Genomic DNA, 17,857 nt, shown 5'->3' with positions numbered 1-17,857 from the left:
AAACCAGCATTGCTGGTTTTTTTTCTTTTGTTCATATACTGTTTTTAAAACTTGAGTATAATAATACTCAAAGGAGTGAGAAATATGAATGATTTAATGAAAACCCCTAAAATGACACCAAGAATACAGTCCACATTAAAACATACTGTAGAAGTACCAGAAGTGATGTACAAAGCCAGTGGTATTAATGTGAATGGAAGACGTATAAAAAGTTTATTGTTTAGTACAGATGTTGCACTTATTGCGAATAATAACGCAGATGCGATTCTTTCTGTTTATCCTTTTACACCTACAATCCAGATCACCAATGCGATTATTGGTGTCGCCAGACAACCGGTTTTTGTAGGAGTAGGAGGAGGCACTACCAATGGTGCAAGAGTATTCAAGATTGCCTTAGATGCAGAATTACATGGTGCAGCTGCTGTTGTACTCAATGCCCCTGTACATACAGAAATGATCAGAGAATTATCACGTATAGTAGATATTCCTATTGTCCTCACTGTTGTATCTTTGGACGAAGACTTAGAAGAACGTATGTTACATAGTGGTGCAAGAATCATCAATGTATCTGGTGGAAAGAATACAGTAGAAATCGTCAAGGCACTACGCGCTATTGATAAGGATTTTCCAATTATTGCGACTGGTGGACCAACTGAAGAAACAATTAAAGAAGTCATTGAAGCAGGTGCGAATGCAGTCACTTTCACACCTCCTACAAGTGCTGAAATATTTAAAGATATGATGGAAAACTACCGTGAACAGATGAAGAAGTAGAAATACTTCTTCTTTTTTATACAAAGATAGGGCTTTTGTTTAACATCTATATGAGGATTTATGTTATTATGAGGACAAATGCATAAAGGAGGAATAAATTTTGAAACAATATCTAGATATGTGTCGATATATCCTAGAACATGGTGAAGACCGTCCTGATCGCACAGGGACTGGTACACGTTCTGTATTTGGATATCAGACACGCTATGATTTACGTGAAGGATTTCCTCTTCTTACTACTAAGAAGATGTATTTACGTCCTATTGCGGAAGAACTATTATGGTTTATCAAGGGTGATACAAATATCAAATATCTTGTAGACCGTAATGTAAAAATATGGAACGAATGGCCTTATGAAGACTTTAAGAAGAGTGAAGACTTTAACGGTGAAACATTAGAAGAATTTGTAGAAAAGATCAAGAATGATGATGACTTTGCTAGTAAGCATGGTAACCTTGGTCCTGTTTATGGTGCACAGTGGCGTAACTTCAATAATGAAGGCACTGACCAGCTAATGAAACTCATTGATTCTTTAAAGAATAATCCATTCTCTAGAAGACATATTATTTCTGCATGGAACCCTAGTCAGGTAGATGAGATGGCTTTACCACCATGTCATACACTCATGCAGTTCTATGTATCAAGTGATAAGAAATATTTAAGCTGTCAGTTATATCAGAGAAGTGCTGATACATTCTTAGGTGTTCCGTTTAATATTGCATCTTATGCTTTACTTACATGTATGCTTGCACAGGTATGTGGCTATGAACCAAAAGAATTTATTCATACAATTGGTGATGCTCATATTTATAAGAATCACTTTGATGTAGTTAAGACTCAGATTGAAAGAGAACCACTTCCTCTTCCTCGTCTTGTATTAAATAAAGATATTGATAATCTATTTGATTTCAAGATTGAAGATATCAAGCTAGAAGGTTATCAATCTCATGGTCCATTGAAAGGTAAGGTCAGTGTATGATCACTATCATTGTTGCAGCTGATAAGAATAATCTCATTGGTAAGAAGGGAACAGACAATGGGATGCCATGGCATAACAGCGAAGACTTTAAACACTTTAGAAGTACTACACTCAATCATACATTATTAATGGGTAAAACAACTTACCAGGCCATTGGTAAACCTTTGCCTAAACGTCATACAATCGTTCTCTCTCATAACTTTGAAGATGAAAGAGTAGAAGTCGTGGATGATTTAGTAGGAACGATTCAATCTTTTAAAGAACGTGGTGAAGACCTCTTTATTTCCGGTGGTGCTTCTGTATATAAACAGGCACTTCCATATTGTGATCAGATTCTTTTATCACGAATTCCTGGAGACTATACAGGAGAAACATATTTCCCTGACTTTTCTGAATATAACTATCGTCTCGTAGAAGAAAAGCCATTTGAGACATTTACACTAGAAATCTATCAAAAATGAAAAGACTTATATTAATTGTGCTTCGTTTCTTCTTTGAATTACCAGTACTGATCTTCCAGTTAAAACATATCAAGAAGCATAAGGATACGATTCCTTTTGAAGATCGTATTGACTGGACAAGAAGACTTCTAAAGAAAGCAACTAAAAGAGCACGTGTTAATCTAACTATTACAGGTACAGAATATCTTCCTGAAACAGGTGGTTTCTTTGTAGCTCCAAACCATCAGGGATTATTTGATATCCTTGCATTATTTGACAGTATTGAACGTCCTTTCAAGATTGTCTTTAAAAAAGAACTATTAGATGTTATCTTCTTAAGAGATGTGGCTGAATTCATGGAATATCCTGCTATTGACCGTACAAACTTAAGAGCTTCTATGAAGCTTATGAGACAGGTTAAAAAGGAAATGTCTGAAGGTATTCCTTATGTGATCTTCCCAGAAGGGACACGTTCTAAAAAAGGAAATGAATTATTAGAATTCAAGGGTGGTTCATTTAAACCGGCTATGGATGCACAGGTGCCAATTATTCCATGTGTCATGCATAACTGTTTTAAAGTATTAGACAGTAATTCTATTAAGAGAGTTGATTGTGGTATTCATTATCTATCACCAATTCCTTATGAAGAATATAAGGATATGAACAGCGTAGAAGTAGCTAATCTTGTACAATCAAGAATACAGACTAAAATGGATGAACTCGAAGAACGTGCTTAGGCATGTTCTTTTTTCATCTAACTATAAATAAAAGGGATAATTTGGTATAATGAGGAACAAGGAAGGAGAGGATACCATGTTTGGACACTTACAAATTAAAAGTGCTTATAGCTTTCAAGAGAGTACTCTATTAATTAATGCGCTTATAGACAACGCAAAATCAAAACATATCCAGGCTCTTGCCTTAACAGATGATAACAACATGTATGGGGCCTATGAATTCTATGAAGCCTGCAAGAAGGCTTCTATTAAGCCGATACTAGGTGTCAACGCCTCTATTTTGTTTAATGATGACCTGATTCATCTTGCACTTTATGCACGTGATGATGTAGGTTATAAGGATTTAGTACGTATTGTGAGTGATATTAATCTCAATGAGAATAAAGCTATCACATTGAAAGCTTTATCCAACTATCGTGATCATCTTTATGTTGTATCTCATGAATATGAAGATCGACTCATCGAACAAGAAGCGACAAGTAAAGAAGACTTGCTCACTCATGCTCAAATAGAGAGTCCAGTACTAAGTTTTATGAAAATTATGAAGAAGCTCTTTGGTGCCTCTTATCGTATCATGATTGTGGAAGATGGCCTCAAGGGACATACACTTCGTAATCAGACATTGATTAAATATGCTCAATTCTTAGATATTCCCTGTATCTGGGGTAATGATGTGCGTTATTTACATCCACATGATGCCTTTACACTTGATCTCTTACAAGCTTCTAAAAAGGGAGAAGTGCTTTCTAAGGATTATGAACCACTTACAAGTGAGCGTTATCTAAAAACAGAAAAAGAAATCAGAGAATTATTTAGCCGTTATCCAGATATTATTAAGAATACAGAAGAAATGATTGATAACTGTTATGGTTCTATTCAAAAAACAAAGAACGGTCTTCCTCACTATCAGACACCTCATGGTGATAGTGGGGCATATCTCAGACATCTTTGTATTAAAGGATTGAAACAACGCTTTAAAAATCAGACTATCACAGATGATTATAAAGACCGTTTACTTTATGAATTAAAAACTATTCATACTATGGGGTATGATGATTACTTCTTAATTGTATTTGATTATGTACAATATGCGAAAAAACATGGTATACTCGTAGGCCCAGGAAGAGGATCTGCGGCAGGCTCATTGGTTGCCTATTGCTTAGGAATCACAAATATTGATCCTTTAAAATATGATCTTCTTTTTGAACGTTTCTTGAATCCAGAAAGAGTATCCATGCCAGATATTGACGTAGACTTCCAGGATGATCGTCGTGATGAAGTCATTCAATATGTATGCAACAAATATGGTCATGATCATGTGGCACAGATTGTCGCTTTTTCTACATATGGTCCACGTGTCGCAATAAAGGATTTAGGAAAAGTGATGGGTATCCCTTTGCCAAGACTCGAAATGATTGCGAAGATGATACCTACTGCACCTAAACATCGTAAAAGTATTACTGAAGTTTATTCTACAAGTGCCTCATTTCAGGATATGATTCAAAAAGATCCAGTGCTTTCACGCCTTATTGCGCCTATGAGCTTAGTAGAATATCTTCCACGTAATATTACAATGCATGCAGCAGGGGTTGTCTTATCCTATGAACCATTAAGAGATGTTGTGCCTTTGGTCATCGGTCCAAGTGATATGATCATGAGCCAGTATTCTAAGGACTATATTGAAAAAACAGGTTTACTCAAGATGGACTTTTTAGGACTTAAGAATCTGACTATGATTGATTATATTATGAAGGATATAGAAAGAAGACTTGGTCAGACATTTTCTATCAATAGTATCCCTCTTAATGATGCACGTACCTACCACCTTATCTCTCGTGGTGATACAACAGGTGTCTTCCAGTTAGAATCAAGTGGAATGCGTTCATTACTTATGAAGATGAAACCGGATCATTTTGATGATATCGTCGCTGCAGTGGCTTTATATCGACCAGGTCCAATGGAAAATATTCCTCTCTATCTAGAAGGTAGAAAGAATAAAAATAATATTACTTATTTAGTCAAGGAACTTGAACCTATTCTAAAGTCTACTTATGGTATTATGATTTATCAGGAACAGATCATGCAGATTGCTCAGGTCATTGCAGGATTCTCTTTAGGACGTGCAGATATATTAAGAAAAGCTGTTTCTAAAAAAGATGAAAGCATGATGGCTAGTATGAAGGAAGAATTCCTTCAGGGAGCTATCAAGAAAGGATTTGATGAAAAGATTGCCTTGAAACTTTATCAGATGATAGAGAAATTTGCGAACTATGGCTTTAATAAGAGTCACTCTGTCGCCTATGGTTATATGGCTTATCAATTGGCTTATTTAAAAGCGAATTATCCACTCTATTTCTTTGCAGCTATTCTTTCCAATGAATCAGGTTCTGCTTCTAGTAAGATGCGTATTATAGAAGAATCTAAACGCTATGGAGTCAAGATTCTTCCACCTTCTATTAATTATTCTTATTCACGCTTTGTAGTAGAAGAAGGAGGAATACGTTATTCTTTAGTCTCTATTAAGAATGTAGGGGCTGCAGGATATAAGATGATTCTTAAGGAAAGAGAAAAAGGTCTATTTAAGGATATGTATGATTTCTTATCCCGTATCCCTTCTCTTTCATCTAAGATGCTAGAAAGTTTAATTGATGCAGGAGCTTTTGATGAATTTAATAAAAATCGTGCTTATTTACGTAAGAATATTTCACTGATGTTAGAGTATATTCAATTAGGGGTGGATGAAAAGCCAATCTTTGAAGAAGTCAGAGAAAACAAATATGAACGTTTAGAAAGAGAAAGAGAAGTACTCGGTCTCTATGTATCTACACATCCTATTGTTTATGTAAAACAGAAGATCAAGCATCCCTTAGTTAATCTTGTAGATGTAGAAAACTATATGGATCGTAATATATTAGTTGTATGTTCTATTAGTTCAGTACGTGCCATTGTAGATAAGAAAGGTCGAGAAATGGCATTCATTGAAGGACAGGATGAAACAGGACAGGTAGAATTTGTCTGCTTCTCTAACCAATATGAACGTTTTAAGAATATATTAGAAAGAGGAAAGATTGTGGAAATGAATGTACGTGTTCAATACCGTGATCGTTTATCTCTTATTATCAATCAAGTAAAGGAGTTATAAAATGGAAGAATTGATTTTAATAGATGGGAACTCATTACTATTTAAGGCATTCTATGCCACTAGCTATACAGGAAACTATATGGTGAATCGTAATGGTATTCCTACTAATGGTGTCTATGGATTTGCCCGTATGGTGGATAAGATCCTTGATAATAATCCTAAGTATGTGATTGTCGCATTTGATTATGGAAAGAAAACATTCCGTAATGAATTGTTGGATACCTATAAAGCCCAAAGAAAAGAAACACCAGAAGAACTGATTCCTCAGTTCTCTCTCGCAAGAGAATACTTAACAGCCCATAATATCACATGGTATGAAGTAGAAGGCTTTGAAGGTGATGATATTATTGGTACACTTGTTGATTTTGGTGAAAAGAATAATCTGAAAGTATCGGTCTATACAGGAGATAAAGATGCATTCCAGCTTATTTCGCCTCAAACGACAATCTATCGTACAGTCAAAGGTGTGACTGAACTTGATATTTATAACGAACAGACTTTACTTGATAAATATGGCTTAAAGCCGGATCAGATCAGAGATTTCCTAGGATTAATGGGTGATACTGCTGATAATATCCCAGGTATCAAAGGTATAGGTGAAAAGACTGCCTTAAAACTATTACACCAGTATGAAACCATTGAAGGATTAGAAGAACACCAGAATGAACTCAAGGGTAAGATGGGTGAAAAGATCAGAGCAGGTATGGAAGATGCCTTAATGAGCAAGAAGGTGGCTACAATACTTAGAGATGTTCCTTTAGATGTTGATTTGAAGAAAGCAGAGTATGAAGGCTATGACTATGACACATTAAAGTCATTCTATGAAACATATGATATGAACTCTTTGATTAAATCTATGACAATTGAAGCAGCACCTAAAAAGGAACTAAAGCTAGAAATAGTGGACCATATGCCTGAAATCACAAAAGACAGTGCTGTCTATGCTTCTATTTATGATACAAATTACCATCGTTCTATTATTCTAGGTTATGGTATCTATAATGATGAACAGGCTTATTTTATTTCTTATGAGAATGCCCTTAAGGATGAATCATTCCTTGCTTATCTAAAGGATGAAACTAAGAAGAAGTATGGTTATGATATCAAGAGTGCAGTCATAGGTTCTAGATGGAATGGTGTAGAAATCAATGGTTATACATTTGATTTGTCTCTTGCATCTTATGTATTAGAACCAGCTATTAAAGAAGAACTCAAATATGTATGTACACACTTTGACTATGATGGTGTTCAGTATGATGAAGAAGTATTTGGAAAGGGTGCTAAAAAGCATATTCCAGATGATGCATTACTTGCTCAGCATACTGTTTCTAAAGCCAAGGCTATTTATGAATTAAAAGATGTTGTCACAAAAGAATTAAAAGATAAAAAGCAGTATGAACTATATGAAGACATTGAGCTTCCTGTGACACGTATTCTAGGAGAAATGGAATTTGCAGGAACTGAAATAGACTTAGATGTATTAAAGGAAATGGATGAAGCCTTTGATGAAACAATTGAAAAGTTGTCTAATGATATCTACCGCATCTCAGGTACAACCTTCAACATCTCTTCACCTAAACAGTTAGGTCAGGTCTTATTTGAAGATCTAGGCTTAAAGGGCGGCAAGAAGACAAAGACAGGTTATTCTACAAGCCAGGATGTCTTAGAAAAGATCATTGATGCCCATCCTGTTGTCCCACTTGTTCTTGAATATAGAATGTTGACTAAACTCTCTTCTACATACTTAAAAGGACTGCAGGAACAGGTCTTCCCAGACAATAAGATTCATACAATCTACAAACAGACACTTACCCATACAGGACGTTTGTCTTCTGTTGATCCAAATCTTCAGAATATTCCTGTAAGAAGTGAAGAAGGAAAATTAATTAGAAAAGCCTTTGTATCACATAATGGTTATCTTGTATCCTTCGACTATTCTCAGATTGAGTTAAGAATACTTGCACATATGGCTCATGTAACGAACCTTATTGATGCCTTTAATCAAGGTAAGGATATCCATAGACATACAGCTGCTTTAGTATTTGGTGTGAAAGATGAAGAAGTCACTCCACAGATGCGTTCACAGGCGAAAGCCGTTAACTTTGGAATCATCTATGGTATGAGTGAATTCAGACTCTCTAAGGACATTGGTATGTCCATTACCGAAGCAAGAAACTTCATTAATAAATATTTTGAAACCTATCCAGAAGTAAAAACATATATGGATGAAGTCGTAGAAGTATGTAAAAAACAGGGTTATGTCTCTACGCTATTGAATAGAAAAAGATATATTCCTACCATCAATGATAAGAACTTCATGGTACGTCAGCAGGCACAGAGATATGCAATGAATACACCAATCCAGGGAACGGGAGCAGATATTCTAAAACTTGCGATGATTGAAGTAGATAAAGCACTCAAAGTTCATCACTTAAAATCTCAGATGATTCTTCAGGTACATGATGAATTGATCTTTGATGTCTTTGAAGATGAACTAGAAGAAGTGATGTCTCTTGTGAAAGAAAAGATGGAAAACTGCATTAAGATGGATGTACCTCTTATTGTAGAAGGCAACTATGCCAAGAACTGGTGTGAATTAAAGTAATGCCTGAATTACCAGAAGTAGAAACAGTACGAAGAACCCTTAAGAACTTCGTACTTCATAAAACAATTGACTCTATAGAAGTACGTTATCCACGTATTATTGATGGCGATGTAGAAACATTTGTCTCTACACTTATTCATCAATCCATATGCGATATAGATCGATATGGTAAATATTTGATCTTTATTTTAGATCATGACGCATTTATTTCTCATCTAAGAATGGAAGGGAAATACAATATAAAACAGAAAGATGAACCCTATGATAAACATGATCATATTATCTTTCATATGACAGATGGCACAGATCTTCGTTATAACGATACAAGAAAGTTTGGTCGTATGCAGTTAGTAGACAAAGAATACTATCGTGAATATCCACCACTGAGTCGTTTAGGACAGGAACCAATGGAAGCGACATTTGACTATATCTATCCACATATCCATCAAAGTCATCTGCCTATCAAACAATTATTATTAGACCAGACTATTTTTACTGGAATTGGAAATATCTATGCGAATGAAATATGTTTTAGAATGGGTATGGATCCTCGTACAAGAGGAGACAGACTTTCAAAGAAACGTATTTTAGAATTAATAGAAGTATCCAGTACTATTTTAAAGGAAGCCATTGCCCAGGGTGGGACAACTATCCATTCATTTGATGCCAATGGAATCCATGGCTTATTTCAGGTTACTTTATCTGTTCATGCACAAACAACATGTTCAAAGTGCAAGGGACCTATAAAGAAAATCACAATTGCAGGAAGAGGAACATATTATTGTCCTCACTGTCAGAAAAGGAGATACTAAATATGTTGAATTGGGGTGTAATAGGATTAGGAAGAATTGCCCAGAGATTCTGTGAGAGTCTCTCTCATTTTGATGAAGCATGCTTTTATGCAGGGGCTTCTCATAATCCAGAAAAAAGACAACAATTTAAGGAACTCTATCATCCAGAAAAAATCTATGATGATTATATGAAGTTACTAGAAGATGAGAATGTAGATATTGTCTATATCGCATTGCCACATGCCTCTCATTACAAGTATGCATTAGAAGCAATGAAGCATCATAAAGCTGTTTTAGTAGAAAAACCAGCCACCTTGACAAGCAAAGAAATAAGAACACTCTGTGACTATTCAGAAAAGAATCATGTCTTCTTTATGGAAGCCATGAAATCCAGATTTATTCCAATGATCAATCAAGTTCATAAAGAAATAGATAAAGGTATTATTGGAGATATTGTTTCTATAGAAAACCATTTTCAATCCATTGTACCTTATGATGAGCATTCTTATATTTATGATCCAAAACAAGGTGGTGCTTTATATGATACAGGCATTTATAATATTGCGACTGTCTTAGATTTTGTGAAGAGTCCTGTCGTTTCTATTTCTAATGATGTGAAAGTAGAACATGGTGTAGATGTTCATGATTCGATTACTCTAGAATTTGAAAATGGTGTCAAAGCCTTTATGGAAGCTTCACTTGATGGACCAGTAAGAAAAGATATGATTATTACAGGTACTAAAGGGACTATCACACTAGATCCATTCTATCGTCCTACAAAAGCAGTTATTTCATTTAATGGTGAATCCTTCACAGGAGAAATCCCTTATGATATTGATGATTTCCATACTGAAATAGAAGCCTGTCATGAATCTATTGCGTACATTAAGGTAGAAAGTGATCGTATGAGTCATCAGGATAGTATTGATTGTATAGAACTTATGGAACGTATTGGAGAAACAATATGCAGGTCATAGGACTCACTGGTGGTATTGCGAGTGGGAAGAGTACAGTCAGTTATTATTTAATGACTCATGGCTATGAAGTGATTGATGCAGATGAAATCTCACGTCATGCATTAGAACCTGATACAAAAGCTTTTAAACAGGTTATTGAACACTTTCCTGTACTTGAAAACGAAAAAATCAACAGACAGAAGCTGGCAGATATTATCTTTAATAATCAGGATGAAAAGAACTATCTAGAAGGCATCCTACATCCCTATATTAGAAGCGTCATTGTACAAAAAATCAAACAATCTAAAAATAACCTTGTCTTTATTGATGTCCCATTGTTATTTGAAGCAGGGTGGGATGATCTATGTGATCATACAGTAGTCGTTAGCTGTGACAAAGAAACACAGATTCAAAGAGTCTTATCCCGTGACCATTGTACACGTACACAGGCATTAGATCGTATTAGAAACCAGATGTCTTTAGAAGATAAAGAAAAACGTGCGGATTATATCATTAGAAACAATACAAACTATTATGATTTAGAAAAAGAAATATTACGTGTCTTAAAGGAGGTGGAATAAGATGTTATATGCAACAGATGTCTATTTAAGTGAACGTTCATTACCACTTAGTAGTAATGACTGTGATATTCTCACTTATTTATATGCACCATTACTCAAGACACAGGCTTATAGCCTTTATATGTATTTGAATGTTGAATCTATGCGTATGCGTCATTTCCATCAGCCTTGTGCGATCAGTCGCTTGACTATGGCTTTAAATCTAGACTTGGAAGAATTAGACCAGGCAAGAAAGACTCTAGAAGGCTTAAGTTTACTTAAGTCCTACTATAAAGAATCAGAAGGGCAGGGGGTCTATATCTTTCACTTAATGACACCACTTTCTGTCAATGCCTTCTTTAGAAATCAGATACTTGCAGGTTTATTACAGAAGACAATCGGTATAGAAGAATATACTAAAACAAAGAATTACTTCCGTTCAGGACTAGAAAAGCTCACTGAATATGAGGAAGTCACATCATGCTTTGAAGATGTCTTCACAATTGATTTATCACAGAATAAACCATTACGACATGATTCAGGATATCAGGAAGAAGAAAGTGAACGTCCTGTTATTCACTATGATCTCACGCTCTTCTATGAAACATTGAAGGATTATCAGGTTCCTATGAAAATAGTGAATCGTAATGAAGATACAATTAAGCAGATTGCGACTCTTTATGCAATTGATCAATTATCTCTCGCCTTAATGGTTAAGGATGCGATTGTGGAAGGTAAGTTTAATCGTAAAGCTTTAGTAGAACAGGCTAAACGTTACTATAGTGCTGATTCAGCAAATTCACTTAAAGAGGTCTATCACACTCAGCCCATTCAGCATGCTTCACCACAAACTGATGATGATAACTTAAACAAGCACTTTAGATATCTAGAGACAATCTCACCTTATCAGCTATTAAAGAATAAGCAGGGAGGAAAAGAACCAGCCCTTCATGATCTCAATATTGCGGAATCATTGATGGCTTTAGGTCTTACTCCTGCAGTCACTAATATGTTGATAGAATATGTTTTAGGTAGAAGTAATGGACGACTAGACAAGAACTATTGTGAAACAATTGGTGCTTCATGGGTAAGAAAAGGGTTAAAGACAGCTCGTGATGCGTATCAGGAGGTTCATAATTCAAAACCTCAGCAAACAATAAAGAAGACAACAAAGAAACCTGAAAAGAAACAACAGAAAGTGACAGAACAAGATAAAGAAGAATTAAGAAGACTAATGGAAGAACTAGGAGGTGATCTATGATGATGAAAGCGGGTCAGATTCTTTCATTTGATAAAGAATTAGAGAATACAAGAAACCAAAGTCTACAAGAGTTAGTTAAAAGACAAGATATTAGAGAATTCGTAGAAAAGAATCATCTCACTCAAAAGGCTCTAGAAGATGCCTGGGTGGACTTACTTGCCTATGTGGATGATCATGAACCTTGTGTGCATTGTCATGGTATCAATGAATGTCCTAAGATGAATAAAGGTCAGCAGATTACTTTGAGCTATGATTCCTATGTGCATCGTGATGTGTGCAGCTGTATTTATGGTCTTGAAAAGCATGAAAATGATCAGCTTCTTTCTCGCTTCCATTACAACAACATGTCTACTAGACTTGCTCTTATTAGCCTAAAGGATATGAGTGCTGAAGCAATGAATAAAGAAAACTCAGGTACGATGCATTTAACTAAACAGTTGGTTGAATATGTCAATAAACCACAAACAAAAGGCTTCTTAGTATGTGGTGGACCCAATCGTACAAGAATTATGGCAGGTATGATGAATGCACTTGCGAGACGTGGCTATGAAGTAGGCTTATGTCATGTACCTACACTTATGGCAGATGTCAAAGCAAGCTTTAATTCAAATGAAGATACATCTTTAGTAGAACTTGTAAAAAACATCCCTTATTTACTTTTGGATAGTGTAGGGGAAGAAAATGTCACGAACTGGTCTAGAGATGAAGTTCTTGCAATGATTTTAGACTATCGTATTTTAAATGAATTGCCTACTTTCATGACTTCTGCATACAGTTTTGAAGACCTGGAAACGATTTACATGAGTAAATATAATGATAAACGTGAACAGTTAAGAGCAAAAAATATTGTTTCTAAAATGAAAGCGCTATGTTGTGAAATAATTATTGACTAAAAAAATTGATTGGAATAGAATTATTGATGGTAAGGAACGAACAACTATGCTAGAATGATTTTGAATATAATTCATAAGTTGAGAGGAGAAAAAAATGGTTAAGTGTATTGGTGTTTTAACTTCTGGGGGAGATGCTCCTGGAATGAACGCTGCAATTCGTGCAGTAGCTAGAACTTGTCTTAACAAGGGTATTGAAGTATATGGCGTTAGACTTGGCTATAAAGGTCTTCATGAAGGTAAGTTCATGAAATTCGATCGTCATAGTACTCGTAATATCATCAATAATGGTGGTACTATTTTAAAATCTGCTCGTTTCCCTGAATTCAAAGATCCTGAAATCAGAAAAGAAGCAATCGAACAGATGAAAAAAGTAGGTATGGAAGCATTAGTAGTCATCGGTGGTGATGGTTCATACAATGGTGCTTTAAAGCTTACAGAAATGGGAGTAAATTGTATTGGTCTTCCAGGAACAATTGACAATGATATTCCTGATACTGATTTCACAATTGGATTTGATACTGCATTAAATACAATTGTTGAAGCATTAGATAGATTAAGAGATACTTCTTCTTCACATCAGAGATGTACTATCCTTGAAGTAATGGGTAGAAGATGTGGTGACCTTGCAATTAATGCAGGTATCGCGGCTGGTGCTGAACTAGTAATCACTTCTGATACTGGTTATGATGAAGAAAAGATCATCGAAAGATTAAAACAGTCAAAAGCATCTGATAAGGACCATGCAATCGTGGTTATTACTGAACATATCACTGATGTCAATGAACTTGCAAAGAAAGTCGAAGCTGCAACAGGTTTCGAAACTCGTGCAAATGTCTTAGGTCATTTACAGCGTGGTGGTAGACCAACTGCAAGAGACCGTGTCTTAGCTAGCCGTATGGGTGTTAAGGCTGTAGAACTTCTTGAAGAAGGTAAAGGTGGACTTTGCGTAGGTGAAGTACATGGTCAGATTACTGCTTTCCCTATCACAGAAGTATTAAGTCATAAGCATGCAGCTGATTCTGGTATTTACGAAGATGCTCAGAAATTACGTTAATTTCTCAGTGTGTTTGTTAAATATATATAACGGAGTGTAAATTTATTTGGTTGATTAAGGAGTCTAAAATGGTTAAAGAAAAAATGAAAAAAACAAAAATTGTTTGTACTATTGGTCCTGCTTCACAGGATAAAGAAATGTTAAAGAAGCTTGTTAAAGCTGGTATGAACGTAATGCGTTGTAACTTCTCTCATGGTGACTATGAAGAACATGCTATGAAGATGGATACTTTAAGAGAAGTAAACAAGGAATTAGGTACTGATGTAGCTATCATGCTTGATACTAAAGGTCCTGAAATCCGTACTGGTGCTTTCGAAGGTGGATTCACTGAATTCAAGAAAGGTCAGGTTTCAGTAATCACTCCAGAAGAAATTGTTGGTTCTGCAGATCGTTTCACAATTTCTTATAAGGAATTATACAAAGATGTTAAGCCTGGTGCTTATATCTTAGTTAACGATGGTCAGGTTGCATTATTAGTTGACCACGTTGAAGGTAAGGATATCTATTGTGTAGCTGCTAACGATGGTAGAGTTAAGAACACTCGTGGTATCAACGTTCCAGGTACTAAGTTACAGTTCGAATTCTTATCAGAAAAAGATAAGAACGACTTAATCTTCGGTTGCAAACAGGATGTAAACTTCATCGCTGCTTCATTCGTAAGAAGAAAACAGGATGTATTAGATATTAAGAAATTAATTGCTGAAAACGGTAAGCCAGATATCAAAGTATTACCAAAGATCGAATGTGTTGAAGGTGTTGAAAACATCGATGAAATCATCGAAGTAGCTGATGGTATCATGGTTGCTCGTGGTGACTTAGGTGTAGAAGTACCTGCTGAAGATGTACCTCTAATCCAGAAGTCAATCATCAAGAAATGTAATGCTGCTGGTAAGATCGTTATTACTGCAACTCAGATGCTTGAATCTATGCAGGAAAACCCAAGACCAACAAGAGCTGAAGTATCTGACGTAGCTAACGCTATCTATGATGGTACTGATGCTATCATGTTATCTGGTGAATCTGCTCAGGGTAAATATCCTGAAGAAGCAGTATTAACTATGAACAAGATTGCTCATAAGATCGAAGAAAACTTAGACTATGCTTCAATCTTAAGAAGAGCTATCAGAACTGCTGATAATACAAACCCTTCAGAAGCTATCTGTATGTCAGTTGCTGAAATTGCTGCAAACTTCAACGTTTCAGCTATCATCGCATTCACTGAAACAGGTGCAACTGCAAAACGTATGTCACGTTATAGACCACATTGCCCAATCATCGCTCCAACTCCATCTGATGATACAGTTAAGAAATTAGCTCTTAACTGGGGTGTTAAGCCTGTACTTTGCAAATCTATGAAATCAAGAGAAGGTTTAATGGATCTTGCAATGGTTATCGCTAAGGAAAACGGAATTTCAGCTGGTGAACAGGTAATCGTAACTGGTGGTACTCCAGGTGTTTCTGGTTTAACAAGTTACTTAGAAATCGTTACAATCAAATAATTTTTGATAATTAGGAATAGGGTGACCTATTCCTTTTTTCTTTATTGACAATTAACTGAAGTGGTGTACAATAAAGGCACAAGCTACGAAACAGGATATGTCTTTAAGATAAAAGCTTACTAGAGAGGAAGAAATGGTGGAAACTTCCAAGATATTTACTTAAAGGTACTCCCTGTGATGCTGAACTCGAAAGAGATTCCGTTACTCGCGTTAAGAGATCAGAGGTTATGCATTGCATAACGAATAAAGGTGGTAACACGAGACTTCGTCCTTTGATGAGGTCTCTTTTTATTTATAGGAGGAGAATATGAGCGATTTTTTAAATGACAAAGATTTAAATACTTTAAATCATTCATGTGCACACGTATTAGCACAGGCAGTTAAACATCTTTATCCACAGGCTAAATTCTGGGTTGGTCCAGTAGTCGAAGAAGGATTCTATTATGATATCGATTTAGGTGATCAGACTATTTCTGATGATGACTTACCAAAGATTGAAAAAGAAATGAAGAAAATCTGTAAAGATGGTAAGAGAATCGTGAGACATGAAGTCTCTAAAGAAGAAGCTTTAGAAGAATTCAAGGATGATGAATATAAGCTAGACTTAATCAATGGTTTAGAAGATGGTACAATCACAACTTATTCACAGGGTGATTTCACTGACTTATGTCGTGGCCCACATGTAGAAACAGTTAAATTATGTAAGAACTTCAAGTTAATCAAACATTCAGGTGCTTATTGGAAAGGTGATAAGAACAACAAGGTTCTTCAGAGAATCTATGGTGTATGTTTCCCGACTAAAGAAGAATTAGAAGCACATCTTCAGTTATTAGAAGAAGCAAAGGAAAGAGACCACAGAAGACTTGGTAAAGAATTAGGTATCTTCATGTTTGCGGATATCGTAGGTAAAGGGTTACCAATGTGGTTACCAAATGGTTTTACTGTAAGACGTTTATTATCTGATTACATCATGAACAAAGAATTAGAATTAGGTTATGAACATGTTATGACACCTTCTCTTGGTAACGTTAAGTTATACAAGAAATCAGGACATTGGGCACATTATAAAGATGATATGTTCCCAGCTATGGAATTAGATGATGAAGCATATGTATTAAGACCTATGAACTGTCCACACCATATGGTTATGTATAAATCTACATTACATTCATATCGTGATCTTCCAGTTAGAATTGCGGAAATTGCGAACGATTTCCGTTTTGAAGCAAGTGGTGCTTTAACTGGTATCGAACGTGCAAGAGCCTTCACACAGAACGATTCACATATCTTCTGTCGTCCAGACCAGATTGCTCAGGAATTCAAGAATGTAGCACACTTAATCTTAGATGTATATAAAGACTTTGGTTTTAAAGATTATTCATTCCGTTTATCATTAAGAGATAAGAACAACAAAGAAAAGTATTTCGGTAATGATGAATTATGGGAAAAGAGTGAAAATGAATTACGTGAAGTATTAAAAGAAATGGATGTAGAATTCTATGAAGCAGAAGGCGAAGCAGCATTCTATGGTCCAAAACTTGACGTACAGGTAAAGAGTGCATTAGGACATGATGTTACTTTATCTACTATCCAGTTAGACTACCAGCTACCAGAAAGATTTGAATTAACTTATGTTGATGAAAATGGTGATAAGGTAAGACCGGTTGTTATTCATAGAGCAATCTTAGGTTCATTAGACCGTTTCGTTGCCTTCTTATTAGAAGAAACAAAAGGTAACCTTCCTCTATGGTTAGCACCTACTCAGGTTCAGGTTATTCCAGTTAAACTTGAATACCATGATGAATACGCAAAAGAAGTTGTGGCTAAGTTAAGAAAAGCACACTTCAGAGTAAATAACGATAATAGAGATGAAAAGCTTGGTTATCGTATCAGAGAAGCACAGTTAAAGAAGATCCCTTATCAGTTAGTACTTGGTGATAACGAAAGAGATAATGGTACTGTGACTTATCGTAAACATGGTGAAAAGAAACAGACTACAGTAACTTTTGAAGAATTCGTAGAATTATTAAATACAGAAGTAGAAAATAAAACTTTAAGCCACTAATACATTTGACTCCCTTCACTGGGAGTCTTTTTTTGTGAAAAGACAAAAATCCGTATGTTTTGTTTGCTTTCAAAGTGTTTTACCCCCTATAATAGACTATA

General features: G+C 35.5%; 14 protein-coding genes. All 14 read left to right on the top strand.

Annotation, left to right across the window (positions count from 1 at the left end):
* Positions 1 to 84: 84 nt before the first annotated feature.
* The 14 genes from B2S90_RS06340 to thrS all read left to right on the top strand — a co-directional run bounded on the left by B2S90_RS06340 (position 85) and on the right by thrS (position 17,756).
* Positions 85 to 774 carry a hypothetical protein gene (locus B2S90_RS06340; protein ID WP_055232691.1) on the top strand — a complete coding sequence of 230 codons (690 nt, stop codon included), beginning with the start codon at positions 85 to 87 and terminating at the stop codon, positions 772 to 774.
* Between the two features lie 118 nt (positions 775 to 892).
* Entirely contained in the window at positions 893 to 1,753 is an 861-nt protein-coding gene (locus tag B2S90_RS06335) for a thymidylate synthase (protein WP_349677207.1), read from the top strand.
* A complete protein-coding gene (locus B2S90_RS06330) occupies positions 1,750 to 2,214 on the top strand; it encodes a dihydrofolate reductase (RefSeq protein ID WP_270396852.1) in 465 nt (154 codons plus the stop codon). The genes B2S90_RS06335 and B2S90_RS06330 overlap by 4 nt, the downstream gene beginning before the upstream one ends.
* Positions 2,211 to 2,930 carry a lysophospholipid acyltransferase family protein gene (locus B2S90_RS06325; protein WP_055288797.1) on the top strand — a complete coding sequence of 240 codons (720 nt, stop codon included), beginning with the start codon at positions 2,211 to 2,213 and terminating at the stop codon, positions 2,928 to 2,930. The genes B2S90_RS06330 and B2S90_RS06325 overlap by 4 nt, the downstream gene beginning before the upstream one ends.
* A 76-nt stretch (positions 2,931 to 3,006) precedes the next feature.
* On the top strand, positions 3,007 to 6,072 hold the full coding sequence (gene dnaE / locus B2S90_RS06320) for a DNA polymerase III subunit alpha (protein WP_279148572.1): 3,066 nt from the start codon (positions 3,007 to 3,009) through the stop codon (positions 6,070 to 6,072).
* 1 nt (position 6,073) lies between these two features.
* Complete coding sequence (gene polA / locus B2S90_RS06315) at positions 6,074 to 8,677, top strand: DNA polymerase I (RefSeq protein ID WP_055232679.1); 2,604 nt, start codon at positions 6,074 to 6,076, stop codon at positions 8,675 to 8,677.
* A complete protein-coding gene (mutM, locus tag B2S90_RS06310) occupies positions 8,677 to 9,489 on the top strand; it encodes a bifunctional DNA-formamidopyrimidine glycosylase/DNA-(apurinic or apyrimidinic site) lyase (protein ID WP_279067356.1) in 813 nt (270 codons plus the stop codon). Before polA ends, mutM begins: the two co-directional genes overlap by 1 nt.
* Positions 9,490 to 9,491: 2 nt before the next feature.
* Entirely contained in the window at positions 9,492 to 10,445 is a 954-nt protein-coding gene (locus B2S90_RS06305; protein ID WP_286696739.1) for a Gfo/Idh/MocA family protein, read from the top strand.
* Positions 10,433 to 11,005 (top strand): dephospho-CoA kinase, encoded by a 573-nt coding sequence (gene coaE, locus B2S90_RS06300; protein WP_286696738.1) that lies wholly within the window; start codon positions 10,433 to 10,435, stop codon positions 11,003 to 11,005. Before B2S90_RS06305 ends, coaE begins: the two co-directional genes overlap by 13 nt.
* A 1-nt stretch (position 11,006) precedes the next feature.
* The gene (locus B2S90_RS06295; protein ID WP_286696737.1) at positions 11,007 to 12,245 is read left to right on the top strand and encodes a DnaD domain protein; all 1,239 of its coding nucleotides are present in this window, start codon (positions 11,007 to 11,009) and stop codon (positions 12,243 to 12,245) included.
* Entirely contained in the window at positions 12,242 to 13,138 is an 897-nt protein-coding gene (locus B2S90_RS06290) for a hypothetical protein (protein WP_055232672.1), read from the top strand. Before B2S90_RS06295 ends, B2S90_RS06290 begins: the two co-directional genes overlap by 4 nt.
* A 94-nt stretch (positions 13,139 to 13,232) precedes the next feature.
* Positions 13,233 to 14,192, top strand: coding sequence for a 6-phosphofructokinase (gene pfkA / locus B2S90_RS06285; protein WP_278860421.1), 960 nt, complete (start codon positions 13,233 to 13,235; stop codon positions 14,190 to 14,192).
* Between the two features lie 68 nt (positions 14,193 to 14,260).
* Entirely contained in the window at positions 14,261 to 15,691 is a 1,431-nt protein-coding gene (pyk, locus tag B2S90_RS06280; protein WP_055232669.1) for a pyruvate kinase, read from the top strand.
* A gap of 307 nt (positions 15,692 to 15,998) precedes the next feature.
* The gene (thrS, locus tag B2S90_RS06275; RefSeq protein ID WP_055232667.1) at positions 15,999 to 17,756 is read left to right on the top strand and encodes a threonine--tRNA ligase; all 1,758 of its coding nucleotides are present in this window, start codon (positions 15,999 to 16,001) and stop codon (positions 17,754 to 17,756) included.
* Positions 17,757 to 17,857: the final 101 nt, after the last annotated feature.

Origin of the sequence: Catenibacterium sp. UBA627 (assembly GCF_002299355.1) — a bacterium.
Classification (GTDB): Bacteria; Bacillota_I; Bacilli_A; order Erysipelotrichales; family Coprobacillaceae; genus Catenibacterium; species Catenibacterium mitsuoka.
Note: the sequence above shows the minus strand (reverse complement) of the source record. Positions and strands in the feature narration are given on the sequence as shown.